Raw genomic sequence first — 20,850 nt, 5'->3', positions numbered from 1 at the left:
TTAAATGTTTGTTTGTGCGTAATGTCGTGTTATGATTAGTGTAGTCCATAGTGATTACCTCGGTTATATTTTGATTAGACACCTAAATCATAACACAAGGTTCACTATGGATTTTTAGTTGTTCAATTTCATTTTACAATTAAGCAGCCTATTTTTATTATAAAATCAAAAACTTTTTATCATGACCTTTTACGCCTTTTATAAAAGACTTAGGACCACCTCTTAGATAGGTGGTCCTAAGTTGAATGATATTGATTGTTCTAAAATTTATAAAATACGTTCAATTTTTTCCGTACTTTCCACTAATAAGTAAGTCAGTTGAACCCGTTCCTGGCCCCCTAAAAGGGTGTCCATATCAGCACTATACTTAGCAATGCTCGGCTTGATAAGTTCATCATCGAGGCGTTTACCTGCCGCGGTCAAAGCCACATGTGTAGCCCGCCCGTCTGGTGAAAGTTCCACGAGCCCCTCTTTTTCTAGCTTTTTCACAAGCCTAGATACCGTAGACCGCTCATAACCAAGAGCATGGCTAATAGACATGATGCTATTTACATCATCATAGCGGTCCAGGGCTTCAAGGATATAGGCATAAGCAGGAGCTAGACCCGTTTCCTTCAAATAGGCTTCTGTCACTTGTTCCATCTTCCGCAAATACTTAGCAGCCGTAAAATAGGGACAATCCTCAAAATATTGTGAGTTATTTTTTTTTTCGATAGATTTCATAACTTTTACCTATATACTCTGTGATGCCCTATTCATAACTAGCCTAAGCCAAAATAAACAAGTCTTTCCTTATCTTAAGGCAACAATATTAAAAACATTATTCGTCTAAAATATTACAAAATGTTTTTAAAGATTTCAAGAAGCACATAAGGAGGCCAAGAAGTATTTCAAAGCGATTTCATTACATGCATTAAAACTTCTTATAAGAATTTAAAGAAGTTTAATGCCATAACGACTAACCTTACTTATCAATAACCAGGAAAATTAATGTTTTTCAAGTGGATGATAAGTCACAGGAATCCATTTATAACCTTGTCCATCATCGCTTGCTTCGATATGTCCGAAACCAGGGAAAGGCAAATGTGGACTAGCAACTAGAGTTTTATCTTTAACAACTTGTTTCAACATTTTATCCCGAGTAACACGGGCTGCATCCGCATTGGCATCAAATTCAATAGCCACTTCAGGATGCTTTAATTGTACAGGACCACAGTGGATAATGTCACCCCAGAAAAGAATTTTTTCTCCATTAGAAGTAAATTCAAAACCACTATGACCTGGTGTATGGCCAAACAATGGTAGCGATTTTACATTGGAGAAGACTTCTTGGCCAGAAGTATAATATTTAACCTTATCCGCCTTAATATATGGGTCCATAGCATAATGAGCAAGTTCTACATAAGGTTGAACTTCTTTTGGCAAAGCATCTACTGGTGTATCAATCCAAAAGGCTTTTTCTTCCTTTGGTACATACACAGTGGCATTTTTAAATACCCGTTTCCCTTTATAAGTAATACCGTTAATATGGTCGGAATGCATATGAGTTGGCAAGATAATATCCACTTGGTCTGGCGTATAACCAGCTGCTTTCATGTTATCTAGCAAGCGACCTTGTTCATCCAAGAAAATAGGAGCCTTTGTTTCCCCTTTACCGGAGTCAATAAGAATCAAATGGTCACCTGTATTCACCAAGTAGGCAATAATAGTCCCTTCCATGCCTCCTAATTCCGTACGAGGCACATAGGCATCATCTATCATTTTATCTAATTCTTCCTTGGTGAATTTCGTATAATCTGTCATCAAGGAAGCATCCAAGTTACCATAGCCATCATAAATGGCAGTAACCTCATTATTCCCTACCATCATACGATAGTAACCTGGTACTTGTGTTTTTTGCATTTTTACTTGATTAACTGGTGGATTATAAACCGGTTCCGCCAAGGCTGGCATAGCTGTCAATGTAGCCAAACCAATCCCTGTTAAAGCACCTAACAATACTTTTTTCATTGTAAGTCCTTTCTTCTTTACACGATTACAATATAAAAAACAAATAGAAAATTAAATCAACTAACTATAAGAGTAACTATAATTTAGCCATCTAACATTACTTAACTTTTTATAAGTTAATCTCATAGTCTTAAGCTTGTAATGGGTTTGCCCTTTGAATCACTTAAATATAATAAAAATTTTGCATAATATACTTTATCTAGGATTACTCAGGCTTTTTATAGAGCAAGTCCTTAGTAATTTGTGGCACAAACTGACTCGTCACGATGAGTGGAGCGATAGAGTAGAAAAGTTTTGGCAAGCACAAGTCTGCCAGTCTATCTTCCTTAACTTCTAGCGTAACCTCATCTTCTCGGCCTTGATAAATTTTTTCCTTCGTATCAGGGTCCAATAAAACCATAGTTGCTGTGGCTGCCACGTCAACATAGTCAGTAACAGCTTCTAGGATTTTATCAGGACTAGTTAAGTCCCCTGCTCCTAAAAGCAAAGCACGACCGGCCAAGCGTTCCTTGATAACCTTATTAATAGCTTGACCTTGATAATTCCCTGCCTTTGGCGTAGCCGCAAAACTACGAGGACCCGACTGCGATGTATTGATGTAATCTACCCCTAAGGTAGCCACCTCATCAATAAGATAGAGGGCCTCATCAAAGGTAAACCCATCGCCATGTCTATGAATTTCCTCAGGAGAAATGCGGTATCCCAAAAGGAAATCAGGCTTTGCATGTTCTTTGATAACAGCCTTAACCCGTTTTACAACCTCAAGGGCAAAGCGAGCACGATTTTCAAGGCTGCCGCCCCATTTATCAGTTCTTTCATTCGACACAACAGAGAAAAATTGATGAATCAAATAGCGGTTAGCCCCATGAATTTCAACCCCATCAAAACCAGCATCAATAGCTCGTTTAGCAGCCGCTGCAAAATCATTCAAGACCTCTTCAATCTGTGCCTCTGTCAAACCTGTAACAGGATAATCCAAGAAGGAATAGGTCTTAGTGCTGGCACTATAGGCAACGCCCTTGTCCTTATAAGTAAAAGAAGACCGATAGCCCGCATGAAAAAGTTGAACTACCGCGCGGTTGCCCTCGGCTTTCATAACCTTAGCCAATTCTTTCCAACCTTCTACTTGGTCATCCTTATAAAGACCCAAGCCATTGCCATAAGCATCACTGTATTCCGATACGGCCGTAGCCCCTGTAATCAAAAGGCTGGCAGAATTATTATGACGGTGCCAGTAAGTCAAATCATCTTGCCCAATAGCCCCGCCCTTCTCAGAGCCTACAATAACCATCGGCCCCATGGCAAAACGGCTATCAAGAGTCACGCCATTAGGAAAGGTTATAGGTTCAAAAATCTTAGCAAATTTTGTATTCATGCCTTGTCTCCTATATGTTATCTACAAGCACACAGTCATTAGTATAAAAAAGTGATAGTTGCTAAGAATTACTAACTATTTAATCTAGCAATTCTTTTACATACTGAGGGTCCCCCAACAAAGGACGTCCCACACCTACGAGGTCACAGGCACCATCATTCAACAAAGCCTCTGCCCTTGCTTTTGTTCTAATATTCCCTGTTAGCAAAACAGGAATGGACACGGCCTCTTTAACGATACGAGAAACATCTTGGAAAAAGCCTTCTTCTGTATGGCCCTGCCGCAAATAAGCGTTAGCACCGCCAGAAATGCTTATCATATTAATGCCGGCAGCCTCAAAAATCTTAGCAGCCTCTCCTGCCTCACTAGCTTGACTGCCGCCCTCTCTATCATCAATAGCACCCAACCGCAAGCTGATAAAGAAGTCAGGCCCCACTTCTTGACGGATGGCCTTAATCGTTTCTACCTGAATTTTAGTCCGCCCTTCTATCGTTTTACCCGTATATTCATCTGTCCGATGATTCATCAAAGGCGAGTAAAATTGACTAAAAAGATAACCGTGAGCACTATGGATTTCAACACCATCAAAACCCGCTTCCTTCGCCCGACGAGCAGCCTGTCTAAAAGCTTCCACAACGGTTTTAATATCCTCATGAGTCATCTCATTAGGAATGGCCATGTCCACCCCTTTAGGATAACGAGGTTGAAAGTAAGGGTTGGCATTAGCAATAGCCGATGGCCCTATGGCCTTACCCGCTAAAGCGAGTTCCGGCATAGCCGCACTACCGGCATGGTTGATTTGCAATACCGCCTTACTGCCATCTTGATGAATAGCCTGAGCCAACTTTCGTAAACCTGGAATATCTTCATCCCGAGAAACAGACACTTGGTTAAGCGTAGCCTGCCCATTAGGCAAAACAAAATGGTGTTCTGTAATAATCAATCCTATACCTGCCTGACTGCGTGCTGCATAATATTCACACAAGTCATCCGTAACAAAACCATTTTGACCTTTAGACGTAGCCATAGGTGGCAAAACTAAACGATTTTTAAGGGTAAAAGGACCTACTGTCAAGGCATCTGTAATTTTAGTCATACTATCACAACCTTATCTTGAAAGCCCAATGAACTAAAAAATCCACTGGGCTTTGTTACAATTAACGATAATTATTGACGTGTACGTTTTTGCATAGCTTCTGCATCATCTGGCATCAAAAGACCACGACCAAAGCTCATGTCTTCTAATGGTAAGGCATAAATCAATAAAGCAATATCATCTTGACCAATACCTACTTTTTCTACCGCATACTTAGTCACCAATTCAGTAAGTTTGCGTTTTTCATCCAAAGAACGTGTTGTACTTACATCAACAGTAACAATCATACGTTTATCTGTACGATTCATGTTAGGGAAGGTAGGATGGATGTACAAGTTATCTTCTGACAATTCATGAATAACAACGAATTGGTCATCTGCTGGTGCATTCAAAGCATCGTGCAAGGCCAATACGAAAGCATCAGCCAAGGCTTTCTTTTGTTCTTTTGTAAATTTGTTAGCAGGAACGTAAGCGTTAAATACAGGCATAATATAATCTCCTTTAGTTACAAAACATAATTAACATTCACGAGAAGATTGTGCCTCTTTCGTGTATGTACACGATATAGTTTTTTAGATATAGTGTCAAGTAAAAAATTAGAATCTTAAATTGCAATATGAAATTGAACAGTATTTAAATCCACTATTTTATTAACTTCTTCTAAAAAGACTTCTCGTGGTGTTTTGTAATGTAATATCTTACGTGGTAAGTTATTACACCAGTGAAGAGTTCGTCGGAGTGTATGTTCTGAGATGCTTTCTATACGTTTTCCTTTTGGAATAAAGCGGCGAAGTAAACCGTTATGCCTTTCGTTAGAGCCTCGTTCCCAAGCTGAATAGGGTCTTGCAAAATAGATAGATAGTATCTCGTCTTCAAGATCAGATATATCCGCAAATTCTAAACCATTATCAGCGGTTATCGTCTTACATAACAATCCTAGATTTACATTGTTCCTAAATGTACTTAACCATGTTTCTAATGTTTCTTTTACATCGCCGGAACGTGCAGAGGGACAGCGTAAAGCTACATATAATCTGCTTTTTCGTTCTATTAAAGAAATCAATACATCATCTGTTTTATCTTTTGCCCCACGAACAGTGTCTATTTCCCAATGACCAAACTCTTCTCGAGTTTCAATCGTAACATCACAAAGTTCTATTGATTTTCCTAGTTCACGTTTATACTTACTCGAAACGGACTTTCTTAGTGAGCAACGTATTACACTAAAAGGACTCTATGGAACCTAACTTCATTGTATTAAATGAGCCAAGACGTTGTTGTTCATACGTTAATTGCCCTGAATCTGCAAAATATACAAGACGAGCTTTACCTTGTCGAATTTGAATAACAGAACCACGTTTTAGTTCTGTATAAATAGTGGTTCTAGAGCGTCCTAATACGGTTGCAACAGCGGTCACAGAATCACCTACGGCGATTCTCTTTTCTACATAAAAGCGTTCTTCAAAGTTTAAGTGTTTGTTTGTGCGTAATGTCGTGTTATGATTAGTGTAGTCCATAGTGATTACCTCGGTTATATTTTGATGAGACACCTAAATCATAACACAAGGTTCACTATGGATTTTTAGTTGTTCAATTTCATTCTACAATTAAGCAAATACATATGACTAGTATAAACATCAATAAGTAATACAAATCATTTATTATCATAAGAAAAATCTAAAGATAACTGACCTTCAGAAGTTAAAGTATAAACCATACTAGAGAATGGATTTTGATTGTATAATTTAAAGGTCTCTATCATGTCTAAAACATCATGTTTTAAATCAGACATAATTTCTGAAATAATAGCAGGTTCATCATTATTTTCTTCTACATACCGTGAAATTAAGGTGTTATTATCATCCCGATAAATTGAAAGTTCTACTGAAGAACTATTATTATGACTTTCAAAATTCAATTCTACAAAACTCCAATCTAGTGGAGTTAATTTGAATATTTTTTTTGCCAGAGCATTATAATGCTTCTCGAGCTCATCCTCTATACTCTTATGTTCTAATCTAAAGGCCTTGTCTATGGCAGTATAATTTTTTGCTAATATACGGGATTCCATATCTTCCAATAATAAAACACCTCGAGGACCTTTTAGCATTTCTTTATATACATCCGGCTCAAATTCATCTTCTCTAGCTAGAACACCAAAATTCTGATATTCCCACTTATATCTATTTTGAAGCCAACAATCGTCAGTTACAGGATCATTATGAAATTCACAATATGGCTCATAATCATCGCGTGAAATATACATTGTTCCCCACGTCCATTGTTCTGTAGAAGCTTCATGAAGTAAACGTACATACGTCAAAATCTCACTAGTCCCAGATTTTATAGATTTTACTTTTTCAGTACTGCAATTATATAATAAATCACCATAACTAATGATTGACCCAGCCGGAGTCTTTACGTAGTACTCAGCTGAAGTCATTGATCCAGTTTCTGTACTATCAAAATATAAATAAGCCTTATACCAATGTTTAGGCATACACTCTACCAATATGTCTCTTATCTTATTAATATATCTATCCATATAGCCTCACCTTAATTATTAGAAATTTTATGTATAACTGGACGTTCTCCATTTATACTATAAGAAAACGTAAACCCAGATGTCCGTTTGCTGCACTATAGCTTTTTGTGCACTAGGAATACGCTTAGCATCATTTAATTCTATTATGCCAGATACCTTTGTTATATTTCTATCAGCATCAGTATAATATGTATAACCATTTTTTAGATAAACAATACTAGGCTTTAATACTTTAATACCATCAACGACCTCCATATGAGTTCCATCTGTAATTCGGTTTAAAAATTGTTTTGACGGCTCTCTTTTTATAAACCCTCTTAGTATACTCTTACCCCCGAAGCCACGACCATTAAGATCTATATCTTCAGCATGCTTACTAATCCCTATGTTTTTAGCATTTAAAACTTCTGAATCAGAAAGAATTGATTCTACAATAGGATTTCCCATTATAGAATATTCTCCAGTTTCCCAATTCCATTCAGGAGTATAACCATATGACTTTCCTTGTAATGCACGCCTATATCCAGCTGTCAAAGAATCTTCACCGTACTGATTTTTATTAGATGAATTGCTTTTTAAAGTTAATAAATAAAAATAAAAATAAATGATAAATAAAGAATGACTTTCATAAAAAAGAGCCTAGATGACGTTCATAGCAAATCTATAAACAACCATCTAGGCTTCTTTTATTATTGTTTTATGGTGTAAACAGTTATGAGTACGTTCAAAGTCTAGCTAAAGACACACTATAATGTTTACAAATTCAGTATAGGGTATATCCTTATGGCTATCAATATTATTTTATCATTTTTTTACCCGACTCGTCGCAAGGTTTGCCCCCAATAGGCCCCCGCGATTAATATGATTATGACGATGATTTTCTACTGTCTCCATATTAATTCTAGATTTTTCAAATCCTTCAAACAAAGTGCCCAATTCTCGGAGCAATACTTTTTTTTGAGATTCTTTCAAGCTATACACATTGCCATTAAAAGCTACATGTTTACATTTAGCAATGGATGCCATATCTAATACAGTCTCTTTTCCCTCTGGTTTCACGGCAACTAATTCATCTAATGTAAGGCCATAGTAATTAGCCAAAGAACACAACGTATCAAGGTCTGGCTCACGATATCCGGTTTCATAATTCGACAAAGCCGCATTACTAATCCCTACTGCTTTAGCAACTTCGATTTGGCTCTTACCCATGCGTACACGAGCGCGTTTTAAATTTTTATAAAACTGCATGTTCATCACCTATATCGATTACATATGTAAATACCATCTACTTGTTATACATGATTACTAATAATTTTAAAAGCTTCCTCAGCTACTGCTAATGTACGTTCAATTTCAGAATGTTTATGACAAATAGACACAAAATTACTCTCATAAGGGCTCGGCGCCATATAAATACCATGGCTCAAGTTATGATGGAAGAATATTTTAAAATGCGCCTCATTGCATTGGCTAGCATCATCAAAATTATGAACTGGTTTATCTGTAAAAAATACAGTAAACATAGAACCTACACGTTGCACTACTACAGGTACATTGTACTGTGCAGCTAATCGTTCATAACCTTCACATAATGTTTTTGTCGCTTCTTCTACTTGTTTAAAAATAGTCGGGTCTCGTTGCAAAATAGACAATGTCGCTAAACCTGATGTTACAGCAATGGGATTACCACTCAAGGTACCAGCTTGATAAATAGGTCCAGAAGGAGCGATTTCGCTCATGATTTTAGCAGAACCACCAAATACTGCCATAGGCATCCCTCCGCCCACAATTTTACCTAAACAAGTTAGGTCTGGTTTAATATTGTATAATTTTTGAGCACCACCACTGCTAGCACGGAATCCACACATCACTTCGTCAAAAATAAGAACAGAACCATGTTCCTTGGTAAGCGTTCGCAAAGCCTCCAAAAATCCAGGTACAGGCGGTACGCACCCCATGTTCCCTGCTACAGGTTCTACGATAACAGCCGCAATAGTATCACCGATTTCATTGAACAGCTTTGTAATTGCATCAATATCATTATATGGTAAAGTAATAGTATTTTCTGCTACACCTTTTGGCACACCTGGACTATCTGGCACACCAAAAGTAGCCAATCCAGAACCAGCTTTCACCAAAAGTGCATCGCTATGACCATGATAGCACCCTACAAATTTGACAATACGATCCCGTCCAGTATAACCACGAGCTACACGAAGGGCACTCATAGTAGATTCTGTGCCGGAGCTAACAAGGCGCACCATTTCCATAGAAGGCATGAAGGCTTGAATTTTTTTAGCCAATTCCGTTTCTAATAAAGTAGGTGCACCATAACTAGTGCCACGAGGAATAGCTTCTTGTAAACTGGCAATAACCTCTGGGTTTGCATGGCCTAAAATCATAGGTCCCCAACTAAGCACATAATCAATATATTCATTATTATCAATATCATAAATACGACTACCGCTAGCAGAGCTAATAAACGGAGGGTTGGAACCTACACTACGATAAGAACGTACAGGGCTATTCACACCGCCCGGCATATAGCGTTTAGCTTCTTCAAAAGCTTTCTCTGATTTACCTAATTGCAACATTATCTCTCCTTATTTTGAAAGCCATTTCGCTACATCGAGGGCATGGTAAGTAATAATAATCTTTGCACCTGCCCGCTTCATAGATAGCATTGTTTCCATAACGAGCCGTTCCTCATCAATAAGACCTGCTGCAGCAGCTGATTTTACCATCGCATATTCACCAGATACATTGTATACCGCCAATGGTAATTCATAGCGATCACGAGTTTCACGAACAATATCTAAATAAGACAAAGCAGGCTTAATCATAATAATATCTGCCCCTTCAGCAATATCTAGTTCAATTTCACGCATAGCTTCTAATCGATTAGCTGGGTCCATTTGGTACGATTTTCGGTCTCCAAATTGAGGCGCCGAATTAACAGCACCACGGAATGGTCCGTAATAAGCAGATGCATATTTCGCAGCATAGCTCATAATGGATACATTTGTATATCCCGCATTATCCAAAGCTTCTCGAATAGCACCAACACGACCATCCATCATATCGGAAGGTGCCACCATATGAGCCCCCGCTTCTGCTTGACTAACAGCTACTTTACAGAGTAAAGGCAATGTTTCATCATTTAAGATTTCATGATCTTCAATCATACCACAATGACCAGTAGAGGTGTATTGGCATAAACAGACATCTGCAATGACTAATAAATTAGGCACCGCTTTACGAATCGCCATAATCGCTTGCTGTACAGGTTGTGTCATATCCCATGCAGAGGAACCTTGCTCATCTTTGTACGTAGGAATACCAAAAATTTCTACCCCACGAATACCTAAATCGTAAGCCTCTTGAGCCATTTTTACCGCTTCATCCACAGAGAGATGATATTGCCCAGGTAAAGTATCGATTTCCTTTTTAATACCTTCTCCTGGCACAATAAATAAAGGGTAAATCAAATCAGATGTATCTAATGTAGTTTCCCTCACAAGGTCACGCATTTCTGTGGAAATACGCAATCGACGAGGGCGATATGTTAAATCGTACATAGGTCGTCTCCTAACTATTACAGTAAATAGAATCTATTCATCCCAATCTACAGAACTACCAACAAGGGAAAAGACTTCTGTTTATTGACTTTCACCAGTCACATCAGCAATGATAGCATCCACCAGTCCTTCTGTAGTGTATATAGGACTAATCACATCGATTTCAAGACCTTCGCTCATGGCTGTAGCTGCCGTAATAGGTCCAATACAAGCGATTTTAGTATGTTTTAGTAATTCTAAAGCATTGTCACCAAGTAATTGCAATGTATTAGTAACTGTAGAGGAACTAGTAAATGTAATATAATCTACATCGCCATTAATGAGAGCATTAACTAACGCTTCTTGTTGCGTAGTGTCTTGCTGCGTTTCATACATACGCAAAATATCAACTTGTACGTCCATATGGCGCAATGCGCGAGGAATTACATCACGCGCTTTTTTTGGTTGAATCAATAATACAGAATCCCCTGAGCTCACCTGATGCTCTAAGGCATCTACAACGGATTCAGCTTTATAATCAACAGGGATTATATCAGGAATGATACCAAAATTAGATAGTTCTCGTCCTGTAGCACTACCAATAGCACACACCTTAGCATAGCCGAGAGCACGCGCATCTTTGCCCATTGCACTTAAAGTATTGAAGAAATACCGAACCCCTTCACCAGAGGTGAATACTACATATTTATATGTATCTACTTGCTCCATAATGCGTTTATCTTCATCAAAAAGTTCAAGCGCTAATGTTTTTATGGCTGCAGCCTCAATAACATTGGCACCTTCATTGACCAAAGCTTCTCTAAAACGACTAGCTTGAGAACGAGCACGTGTAACAACGATAGTTTTACCAAATAATGGTTTATTATCAAACCATTGTAATTGGTGGCGTAAATTAACTACATCACCGACAACTATAATGGCAGGCGCCTTTAATTGTGCTTTTTCTACATCTTCCACTACATGTTCTAAGGTGGACACTAATACCTCTTGAATCGGTTTTGTTCCCCATCGAACTAGTGCTACTGGCGTAGATGCAGAACGACCGTATTTCATAAGATTGTCTGCAATCATTTTAAGGTTTGTAACGCCCATTACAAAACAAAGTGTATCCACTGACGTTGCCAAGCCTTCCCAATGGATACCGGATACGGATTTAGTCGGATCTTCATGACCGGTTACTACCGCAAAAGAAGTAGCCATAGCCCGTTGTGTCACTGGGATACCAGCATAAGCTGGTGCTGCAATAGGCGATGTTACACCTGGTACGAATTCAAAAGGCACCTTAGCTTCACGAAGCGCCATAGCTTCTTCACCACCGCGCCCGAATACGAGAGGGTCCCCGCCTTTAAGGCGTGCTACGATTTTGCCCTCTTTTCCTTTGGCTACTAACAATTCATTAATTTCCCATTGATGCATAGTATGGTCACGGCATTGTTTACCAGCATAAATTAATTCTGCATCAGGACGAGCCCATTCAAGAAGATGTACATCAGCCAAGTAATCATATACAATCACATCAGCATTTTCAATACACTCACGACCTTTTACAGTGATTAATTTCGCATCACCAGGGCCGGCACCAATCAAATATACTTTACCTGTCATTTTATAATTCCTTCCTTTACGAGGGCTTCAATAATATGTTTTCCCCCTTCTTCATATAAGGCTTTAGCAAGGTTTTTACCGAGCATAACACTTTTCGTTGCAGGGCCTGATAGTTCACCTTCGTATACTGTTTTGCCATCTGTAGACGCAATAAGGGCTTTTAAGGTTAATTGACCTTTTTCAATGGTACCATGTACACCCATAGGCACTTGACAATTACCATTCAATTGGTTTAGGAAACTCCGCTCCCCTTCTACTGCTAGCCGTGTTGGTTCGTCATCGATAAGTGAAAGCATATCAAGCATTTCTACATCATCTGCACGGCATTCAATGGCTAAAGCCCCTTGTCCAACAGCAGGAATCATTTCATCAGCCGTAAAAACTTGTGTAATTTGATGGTCTAAACCAAGACGCTTTAATCCTGCTTGTGCTAAAATAACGCCATCTAAACCTTCTGTTTCAATCTTGTTAAGTCTTGTTTGTACATTACCGCGAATCACCTCAATCTTAAGATCTGGTCGCCTATGCAATAGTTGTGCTTGTCGACGCAAGCTGCTAGTACCAATACGGGCACCTTTCGGCAATTTATCCAGGGTTTTATATTGTGGGCTAATGAGCGCATCATAAGGCACTTCTCGCTTAGAAATAGCACCTAAGGTGAGTCCTTGTGGCAATTCTGTAGGCATATCTTTTAAACTATGAACAGCAATATCGATATCACCAGCGTGCATAGCAGCTTCTAATTCAGCAGTAAATAAACCTTTGCCACCTACTTCGGCAAGAGGCTTTTCTAATATGCGATCCCCCTTTGTATTAAAGTGAACTAATTCCACCGTAATACTAGGATTCAATCGCTGTAATTCGCTTTTAATAAACTCGGCTTGCCACAATGCAAGGGCACTCTTGCGAGTACCAATTTTTATATGGTTTCTCATGGCATTACCCTTCTTTCTCGAGACTAAACATATCTTTGAATAAATCCCAATACACCCCTTCTTCTTCGGTGCCTGCAATTTCATTAAAATGAATCATCGGTTCTCTCAGCATCTTACGGACAATCATACGACTCATAGAATCCATGATACGCCGTTCTTTATCGGATATATGCGGCAACTTAGCCAAAGCGCGATGTAATTCACGGCGACGAATGCGATCTGCCTTATCTGTAAGGAGTGCCATCATAGGGCGAACAGATAAATAGCTTAATTTATCTAATAATTCTTCAATGGCTTCATGGATAATCGGCTCCGCTCGCTTTGCCTCATCTTCACGCTGTTGTTTGTTCTCTTCTACTACACTTTCAAGGGCATCAATATTAAATAAATAGATGCCGTCAATATCTGCCACCCTCGGATCAATATCGCGAGGCACAGCAATATCAATCATAACGATTGGCCGTCCATGACGTAATTCTGCAATACGGCGCGCCTCTTTTTCATTAATAATATAATGTGGTGCCCCCGTAGAGGTAATTAGAATATCAGCATCCACCGCTTGTTCTACAAAACAATCTAATTTAATAGCTCGACCATTGAATTTTTTTGCTAATGTTTCTGCTTTTGTGAAAGTCCGATTAGACACGAAAATCGTTTTTACCCCTTTAGCCTGCAAATGAGTAGCCGTCAACTCACTCATAGTACCGGCACCTAAAATGAGCACCGTTGCATCCGCCAAAGGCTTATCTAAACTATCTTCCGCCAAATTGACAGCCGTATAACTAACAGATACAGGTGTATTAGCAATACCTGTATTAGTACGAACCTTTTTTCCAACGCCTATGGCCCGTTGAAATAAAATATTAAATACAGTACCTGTAAATCCAGAACTATAAGCAGTAATATAAGCCCCTTTTAGTTGACTTAAAATCTGCCCCTCCCCCAACACGAGGGAATCTAGGCTAGCAGATACACGGAAAAGATGTTCAATACAATCTCGATCTTCATAAAAGAAAAATGCAGATTCGTCAATCATATCGGCATGTTTTAAATCCTTCAACAACTGTAACATATATGGTTTAGGAGACTCTACTTCTTCTAACACTGCATAGATTTCCGTGCGATTACATGTTGATAAGATAACACATTCTGAAATTTTATCGTATTCATAGAGCCGATTAAGGGCGGCACTTACCTCGTTTTTTTCAAACGAAAAACGTTCACGCACCTCAACAGCGGCACTTCTATGATTTAGACCTAATACCACTAATTGCATGGTGTAGTTTCTCCTCTATTAAAGGCCAATCTCCATCGAGTATGGCTTGAAATGCTATTTCGTCTAAATGAGTGCGCCAAAATTGTTGACGCTCATCTACACGAGGGATGAGTAGTTTTACTTCTTCCCTTATTATTTTAAGTCTGGGCATCACAATTTTCAACTCACTATAGCGTTTTGTCATATCTTGCCTAATGAGACGATTAACCCTAGGGCCCCCATTATTGGCACCTATAGAAATATGTACATCACCAATGTTTAGAGTAGAGGGCACCGTAAAATCACAAGCTAAGGGATTATCACTGCGATTTAATAATACCTTATACCTCCGTGCCAAACTCTCCAGCTCATCATTAATAGCTGTATGATTTGTACAAATAAATACCAATCTACTAGATTTAAGAATCTCTATATGCACATCTTTAAATATAGATTTATGCCATGTAATGAGCCCCATTTCTGACCATTGACGTATTTGGTCGGTCACGACAGGACTGATAACAATACAACAGGCCTCATGTATACATAAACCGATACGCCGTTCTGCTACAGCACCACCACCTACAAAGAGAATATGGCTATCGATATTAGGTTGTAGCGTAATAGAAAGCATATTAACACCTCACATATAAAAAAATCGGCTTGATGTGTCAAGCCGATTTTCAATTTGCTTACATAAATCGTTTCAGGTAAACACCAATACGACCTTTACGAGATGTACCAGTAATGGCCTCCACCTTCATTCGGCCCCGACCACGCATGGAAATCACATCGCCTTCTTTGACTTCTTGAGATGGACCCTTCGCAGGTTGCCAATTCACTTGCAACAAACCAGCATTAACAGCACTCACTAATTTTGTACGAGATACGCTAAAGCCAGAGCTTGCTACCGCATCTAAACGCAATGATGCAACAGTAGTACGCACTTCTTTAATTTTCTCTTCCTTCGGTGCAATATCGTCAAGTTCCATAGGATTCACAGAAACAGTAACCATTGCGATTTTCGTAAAATTTTGGATTACAAAATCTACTACAGAACAATCTACGAGGATTTGTGCCCCCCCTTGAACCATGATAATATCACCAAATTTAGAACGATCAATGCCAAGACCTAGTAAAGATCCTAACACATCGCGATGTGTTAATAATCTAAAACGTGGATCCCACTCTACCTTGAAAGCAGAGATTCCCATATCTACAGTACCTTGAAAATGACTATCTACAAAAGCAATACGAATACGCTCTGCCCCTTCATAGCCACCATAAGATTGTATTTGTAGCTCAGGATATGCTGCTTTAATAGCATCAGCAATAACAAGCCCCGCAGGACTTGTAAAATCTGCTACGCGAAAAGGCTTTCCTTTTACTACTTGTTCTGCTAAATCTAACATACGGCGTGCTTCTTCGCCGCTGCCACTAGCTTCAAAATATCGAATTAATTTACTTGTATCAGCCATTATTTCCCCAATTCATTAGAACGAGCTAATGCGGCCACAACACCATCTTGCAAGGCACTGCGAATGCCACCTTTTTCCATAGCACCAATGCCAGCAATCGTAGTTCCCCCTGGACTTGTGACTTGATCCCGCAGTACCGATGGATGCAAACCACTCTCTAATGCCATCTTACCAGCGCCATATAATGTTTGTGCTGCTGCTTTAATAGCTAACTGTCGCGATAGTCCAATACGAACCCCTGCATCAGCCAAAGCATCAAGAATAACAAACATATAACCAGGACCTGCTCCCGATAAAGCGCCTAAACGATCCAAATCTGCCTCACTAACAACGGCTACTTCTCCAACAGCACTAAATAATGCTTCTACATCGGATGTATCCACATCGGCCTCAGTTGTTAATGCCGTCATACCGCAACCAATAGAGGCCGGTGTGTTCGGCATAGCGCGATACATAATAGCATTAGGCAATGCTGATTGTAATGTAGCTAACGTAATTCCTGCTGCTACGGATATAACTGTAGTGCCTTCAGTGACAGACCCCATTTGAGATAATACAAATGGTAACACCTGCGGTTTTACCGCTAATATAATGGTCGAAAAAGATGTTAAATCAGGCATATCTGTAAAACCAGAAATGCCTAATTCTTCTTGTAAGCTCTGTAATTGCTCACTACGTCTCACCAATACTGACGTGTCTTGTTTTTGCAATATACCATTATGAAGAGCCCCTCGCAACAAGGCGCCGCCCATGGAGCCTACACCAATTACTAGTGTTTTACCTAACATGTAATCACCTACATCTCTTCTTATTGTTCTCCTATATGAAATAGGAGGCTATCTAAAGAGCAAAACTAAATATCTCTATACAATCTACAGAATAAAACTATTTATTTTGCCAACCCATTTCATCCGCATCAGTTGCACCTTCAGAATCATTACTATAATCAATAGACACATTGACAGGTACACACATAAAAATATCTTTACCTACCTTTTCCAATTTGCCGTCTAACGCAAAAGTAGAACCAGAAACAAAATCTACAATGCGTGCTGCTTCATGGGGATCTGTATTTTCAAAATTAATCAATACAGGACGCATGTCGCGTAATTGATGAGTGATGCTTTCAGAATCTTCAAATACTTTAGGTTCAATCACAATTACTTTCATTGCTGTTGGACGTTGTGTCATGGTAGAGATACCTCCTACTTTACGTGGTTGAAATTCAGATGTTACAGGCGCTTGTGCAGTAGTTGATACTTTGTCTACATAGTCTTCATCTTCATATTCTTCATATTCTTCATCGTACTCATCATAACGGTCATCGTTATTGAGTCCAATAATATTTTTAATTTTTTGCCATTGTTCTCCCATTGCCATGGTCATGCCTCCTAATATACGTCCACATTCAACTAGAATACTAGTTATATACTCGTTCCCCAAAAATAGCCGTTCCTACACGAACGATGTTAGCACCTTCTTGTAAGGCCACTTCGAAATCGTGGGTCATCCCCATTGATAAATACTGTATATCCCCATCTGGGAAATAGCCTTTCATATCTTCATATAAAGCCTTTGCTACACGAAATATAGGCCGTGCGTCTTCCGGATTTTCAAAAAACGGTGCCATACACATTAACCCCCGTACGCGCACATGCGGTAATGTCTTAGCATATTCTCGAATATCAGGAAACTCCTCAACGGACATACCCGATTTACTTGCTTCCCGAGCCACATTCACTTGTAATAAAATATCTTGTACTTTATCATGCTTAGCAGCCACTTTTTCTATTTCATCTAGTAATTTTTTACTATCTACAGAATGAATCAAATCAAACATTGGCACTGCTTGACGAACCTTATTAACCTGCAAATGACCGATTAAATGCCACACTAAATCAGGTCCATTATAAAGAGCTTGTTTTTCTTTTGCCTCTTGTACGCGATTTTCGCCTACATGAGTACAGCCTAGACGGGCCACCGCTTCTACAGACGACACAGGGTGGTTTTTAGTAACCGCCACCAATAACGCCGTATCTACGCGCCCTACGCTGGCCATGGCATCCGCCATTCGTTGTTGGACTGCGTGTAGGGATTCCTCAATCATAAGTGCCTCCCATATATACTACGAAAAATATATTTATAGACTTATTTATTATATAATATTTAGCCTAGAATGTATATTATTTACGCTCTTTGAGCATTCCAAATAATGCCATACGGCCTGTTACCCCCGCCTCGCGACGATAAGAAAAACAATCTGCACTAGTCATGCTATCCGTAGCACCTATACAAATTTGTTCCTTCGGAACGCCTTTTTCAACTAAATCTTGTTCGATAAATCGCCATAAATTGATATGCGGCGTTACCTTGTCCGCTCCACTACGCTGAATATATTTTACTAATTCACAACTATCTATATCTGTCATTCGTTGCCATTCGTTTATGAAAGTATCTGCTAATTCTTGATTGACTTCAAATGATTCTGGTCCAATGCTAGGCCCCAAATAGATATAACAATCTTCAAAGCGAGTGTCGAAATCTCGTTGCATAGACTCTATTGTAATCACTGGCAAATGTCCAATAGCCCCTTTCCATCCTGCATGAACAGTAGCCAAAGCATGATGTTTTGCATCATATATACCAACACCAACACAGTCAGCAGTAAATAATAATAGAGGCACATTAGGAATATCTGTGTAAATCGCGTCACAATCATCGATAGCTGTGCTTTCACCATACGCACCAGAACCTATCAAATTCTCAGTTATACGTACAGCCTGCAAACCATGTACTTGATTAGCACATGTAATGCGATCTCCATTAACCCCCAAATAGTCCGCAACAATACGACGATTCTCAATAACTGCTTCTGAATTGTCCCCTACGTGAAATGCTAAATTTAATGAACTATACGGTTCTTGTGATACACCACCATGACGATAGGTATCTCCCATGACAATAGGGAATATATCACTCCACTGAGGAGATTCATATCTCCACGGGTTGATGCATTCACCTATACTATTCGTTGTTATTGTCATAACCTGTTTATTCATCATATACACCTTGCCTATTTATATAAACATCGATTATACCTATTGTATGGTCCAATCTATGTACCACTAACAAACTCCGCCGCTACTTGAAAATATTGGGTCTATTTACATACTCCGCAACGTTTACATCCATCCATACAAGGAGGAGTATACGCTTCGTCCATAGATCGTTGCCATTCTGATTCTAAATAGCCCTCATGTAACCCCATATTTAAGTGAGACCAAGGTAAGTATTCGTTAAAATCTCGTTCTCTATAATTAAGAACATCCATATCGAGGCCAGCAGCTTTCATTTCTGTTTTAAAGGATTTACTTCCCTTATCCATAGCACAAGCAGCAATAACCTTGCCTAACCGACGATCACCACGAGATAATACGCCCTGAATATACGCCTCTTTAGGAGATTCTACAAGAACCTCAATACGACGATTTTTCTGCAATGATTTTTTTATATATTGTAATTTTTTCTCTACCGATTTTTGATATTCCATAGCCATCCATTGAAACGGTGTAAATGGCTTTGGAATAAATGGATTAATACTCAATGTAAGTCGACCTTTACACCCCACCTCTGCCATATGAGCTTGTGTCCGTTCTGCCAAACCTATAATAGCATCAATATCTTCATCCGTTTCTGTAGGTAAGCCAATCATGATGTAAAGACGCATATGTTGAATGCCCGATTTAGCAGATAATTGAGCAGCAGTGCGCAGGTTTTCCTCACTAATGCCTTTATTAATAACCCTACGCAATCGTTCACTACCCGTTTCGGGTGCAATAGTAATCGTCTTTTGACCACTATCAGCAAGACCATCTACAACGACTTGTGTTAAGGAATCGGCACGCAAAGATGCACAAGAATATCGCATGCCTTTTGAGCGAATATAGGTAACTAATTCGTCCACCTCTGGATAGTCGGAAATAGCAGCGCCCATGAGGCCTACTTTTTTACCAAGACTCTCCGCTCTGTCTACACCTTTTTTTAAAATATCTAATGGGCGCACGCGAGGAACACGGAAACAGTAACCAGCCATACAAAAACGGCAATGACGACCACAGCCTCGAGCGACCTCGATAATATACATAGCACCAAACTCGGTAAAATCTGTGGCAATAACAGTTTCACCGCCACTCGTTAAAGGTTGGAAATGACGGTAAATCGTATGAGGCGCACCTTCTGCTATATGGTACCCCACAAATTGTTCATCCTCATCAAATTGTGGGGTATATAAAGCTGGTACATACACTCCTGCAATAGCTGCTAACGATGCAATAATAGATTCTCTACTTTCACCATTACTGCGGCCCTCACGAATGCGATTCAACACAGCAGTAACTAGACCTTCTCCTTCACCGATGATACACGCATCAATAAAGTCTGCGAAAGGTTCTGGATTAAAGGTCGCACAAGGGCCACCAGCGATAACGATAGGATCAAAATCGGTACGGTCTGTACTCATAATTGGCACTCGACCTTGTTTGAGCATAAACGGAATATGGAAATAATCCATTTCAAAAGTAACATCAAAGGCAACTACATCAAATTGATGCATAGGACGCTGCGTTTCCACACTCATTAAAGGCGTTTTAGTTTTATCATAAACCTCTAATTCTTTTTTCTCTGGCAAGAAAATACGCTCACATACACTATCAGGTCGATCATTAATCTCTTTATAAATAATATGAAGCCCTAAATTACTCATGCCTACAAAATACGTATTAGGATACACAAGCGCTACTCGTTGACTACTATGAGGATTAATAGTAATACGACTATCCTCATTTTCATATAACTCTTGTAAACGGTCCATTAAATCTTTGCGGTTCAAATAAATTCCTTTCTTATATAACTTAACCATCCGACACAGATTATAGAGCTAAAAAGAACTATAACCTGCTTCTTTCATATCATTT

20 protein-coding genes and 1 pseudogene are annotated in these 20,850 nt (G+C 39.1%); all 21 read right to left on the bottom strand.

Going from position 1 to position 20,850, the window contains the following annotated elements; translation table 11 throughout:
* Nucleotides 1-267: 267 nt before the first annotated feature.
* The 21 genes and pseudogenes from EO120_RS07450 to EO120_RS07350 all read right to left on the bottom strand — a co-directional run bounded on the left by EO120_RS07450 (nucleotide 268) and on the right by EO120_RS07350 (nucleotide 20,765).
* Nucleotides 268-723, bottom strand: coding sequence for a MarR family winged helix-turn-helix transcriptional regulator (locus tag EO120_RS07450; protein ID WP_127134856.1), 456 nt, complete (start codon nucleotides 721-723; stop codon nucleotides 268-270).
* Nucleotides 724-987: 264 nt separating this feature from the next.
* A complete protein-coding gene (locus EO120_RS07445) occupies nucleotides 988-2,010 on the bottom strand; it encodes an MBL fold metallo-hydrolase (RefSeq protein ID WP_127134855.1) in 1,023 nt (340 codons plus the stop codon).
* Nucleotides 2,011-2,215: 205 nt separating this feature from the next.
* The gene (locus tag EO120_RS07440) at nucleotides 2,216-3,385 is read right to left on the bottom strand and encodes an NADH-dependent flavin oxidoreductase (protein WP_127134854.1); all 1,170 of its coding nucleotides are present in this window, start codon (nucleotides 3,383-3,385) and stop codon (nucleotides 2,216-2,218) included.
* A 79-nt stretch (nucleotides 3,386-3,464) separates the two neighbouring features.
* Nucleotides 3,465-4,481 (bottom strand): oxidoreductase, encoded by a 1,017-nt coding sequence (locus EO120_RS07435; protein ID WP_127134853.1) that lies wholly within the window; start codon nucleotides 4,479-4,481, stop codon nucleotides 3,465-3,467.
* A gap of 71 nt (nucleotides 4,482-4,552) precedes the next feature.
* Nucleotides 4,553-4,969 carry a tautomerase family protein gene (locus tag EO120_RS07430; protein ID WP_127134852.1) on the bottom strand — a complete coding sequence of 139 codons (417 nt, stop codon included), beginning with the start codon at nucleotides 4,967-4,969 and terminating at the stop codon, nucleotides 4,553-4,555.
* 116 nt (nucleotides 4,970-5,085) lie between these two features.
* A pseudogene (locus tag EO120_RS07425) lies at nucleotides 5,086-5,998 on the bottom strand (IS30 family transposase).
* Nucleotides 5,999-6,135: 137 nt separating this feature from the next.
* Nucleotides 6,136-7,026, bottom strand: coding sequence for an immunity protein YezG family protein (locus tag EO120_RS07420; RefSeq protein WP_127134851.1), 891 nt, complete (start codon nucleotides 7,024-7,026; stop codon nucleotides 6,136-6,138).
* Nucleotides 7,027-7,083: 57 nt separating this feature from the next.
* Nucleotides 7,084-7,560 carry a hypothetical protein gene (locus tag EO120_RS07415; protein WP_127134850.1) on the bottom strand — a complete coding sequence of 159 codons (477 nt, stop codon included), beginning with the start codon at nucleotides 7,558-7,560 and terminating at the stop codon, nucleotides 7,084-7,086.
* 270 nt (nucleotides 7,561-7,830) lie between these two features.
* Entirely contained in the window at nucleotides 7,831-8,274 is a 444-nt protein-coding gene (locus tag EO120_RS07410) for a helix-turn-helix domain-containing protein (protein ID WP_127134849.1), read from the bottom strand.
* Nucleotides 8,275-8,318: 44 nt separating this feature from the next.
* Nucleotides 8,319-9,620 carry a glutamate-1-semialdehyde 2,1-aminomutase gene (gene hemL / locus EO120_RS07405; protein ID WP_127134848.1) on the bottom strand — a complete coding sequence of 434 codons (1,302 nt, stop codon included), beginning with the start codon at nucleotides 9,618-9,620 and terminating at the stop codon, nucleotides 8,319-8,321.
* Between the two features lie 9 nt (nucleotides 9,621-9,629).
* Nucleotides 9,630-10,604 carry a porphobilinogen synthase gene (hemB, locus tag EO120_RS07400; protein WP_127134847.1) on the bottom strand — a complete coding sequence of 325 codons (975 nt, stop codon included), beginning with the start codon at nucleotides 10,602-10,604 and terminating at the stop codon, nucleotides 9,630-9,632.
* Between the two features lie 81 nt (nucleotides 10,605-10,685).
* On the bottom strand, nucleotides 10,686-12,209 hold the full coding sequence (gene cobA / locus EO120_RS07395; protein ID WP_127134846.1) for a uroporphyrinogen-III C-methyltransferase: 1,524 nt from the start codon (nucleotides 12,207-12,209) through the stop codon (nucleotides 10,686-10,688).
* On the bottom strand, nucleotides 12,206-13,144 hold the full coding sequence (gene hemC, locus EO120_RS07390; RefSeq protein ID WP_127134845.1) for a hydroxymethylbilane synthase: 939 nt from the start codon (nucleotides 13,142-13,144) through the stop codon (nucleotides 12,206-12,208). The genes cobA and hemC overlap by 4 nt, the downstream gene beginning before the upstream one ends.
* A 4-nt stretch (nucleotides 13,145-13,148) precedes the next feature.
* Nucleotides 13,149-14,420: a glutamyl-tRNA reductase gene (hemA, locus tag EO120_RS07385; protein WP_127134844.1), complete on the bottom strand. Its 1,272-nt coding sequence runs from the start codon at nucleotides 14,418-14,420 to the stop codon at nucleotides 13,149-13,151.
* Complete coding sequence (locus tag EO120_RS07380) at nucleotides 14,389-15,033, bottom strand: precorrin-2 dehydrogenase/sirohydrochlorin ferrochelatase family protein (RefSeq protein WP_127134843.1); 645 nt, start codon at nucleotides 15,031-15,033, stop codon at nucleotides 14,389-14,391. The genes hemA and EO120_RS07380 overlap by 32 nt, the downstream gene beginning before the upstream one ends.
* Before the next feature lie 58 nt (nucleotides 15,034-15,091).
* Nucleotides 15,092-15,877, bottom strand: a complete 786-nt coding sequence (locus EO120_RS07375; RefSeq protein WP_127134842.1) for a YlmH family RNA-binding protein — start codon at nucleotides 15,875-15,877, stop codon at nucleotides 15,092-15,094.
* Entirely contained in the window at nucleotides 15,877-16,665 is a 789-nt protein-coding gene (gene proC, locus EO120_RS07370) for a pyrroline-5-carboxylate reductase (RefSeq protein ID WP_127134841.1), read from the bottom strand. The genes EO120_RS07375 and proC overlap by 1 nt, the downstream gene beginning before the upstream one ends.
* Before the next feature lie 97 nt (nucleotides 16,666-16,762).
* Entirely contained in the window at nucleotides 16,763-17,257 is a 495-nt protein-coding gene (locus EO120_RS07365) for a cell division protein SepF (RefSeq protein ID WP_127134840.1), read from the bottom strand.
* Between the two features lie 40 nt (nucleotides 17,258-17,297).
* A complete protein-coding gene (locus EO120_RS07360) occupies nucleotides 17,298-17,984 on the bottom strand; it encodes a YggS family pyridoxal phosphate-dependent enzyme (protein ID WP_127134839.1) in 687 nt (228 codons plus the stop codon).
* A gap of 76 nt (nucleotides 17,985-18,060) precedes the next feature.
* Nucleotides 18,061-18,936 (bottom strand): purine nucleoside phosphorylase YfiH/LACC1 family protein, encoded by an 876-nt coding sequence (locus EO120_RS07355; protein ID WP_127134857.1) that lies wholly within the window; start codon nucleotides 18,934-18,936, stop codon nucleotides 18,061-18,063.
* A gap of 101 nt (nucleotides 18,937-19,037) precedes the next feature.
* The gene (locus EO120_RS07350; protein ID WP_127134838.1) at nucleotides 19,038-20,765 is read right to left on the bottom strand and encodes a radical SAM protein; all 1,728 of its coding nucleotides are present in this window, start codon (nucleotides 20,763-20,765) and stop codon (nucleotides 19,038-19,040) included.
* Between the last annotated feature and the right edge of the window lie 85 nt (nucleotides 20,766-20,850).

The sequence above is a fragment of the Veillonella caviae genome, from assembly GCF_003992125.1.
GTDB classification, from domain to species: Bacteria; Bacillota; Negativicutes; order Veillonellales; family Veillonellaceae; genus Veillonella; species Veillonella caviae.
This window is presented reverse-complemented; position numbering and strand designations above follow the sequence as displayed.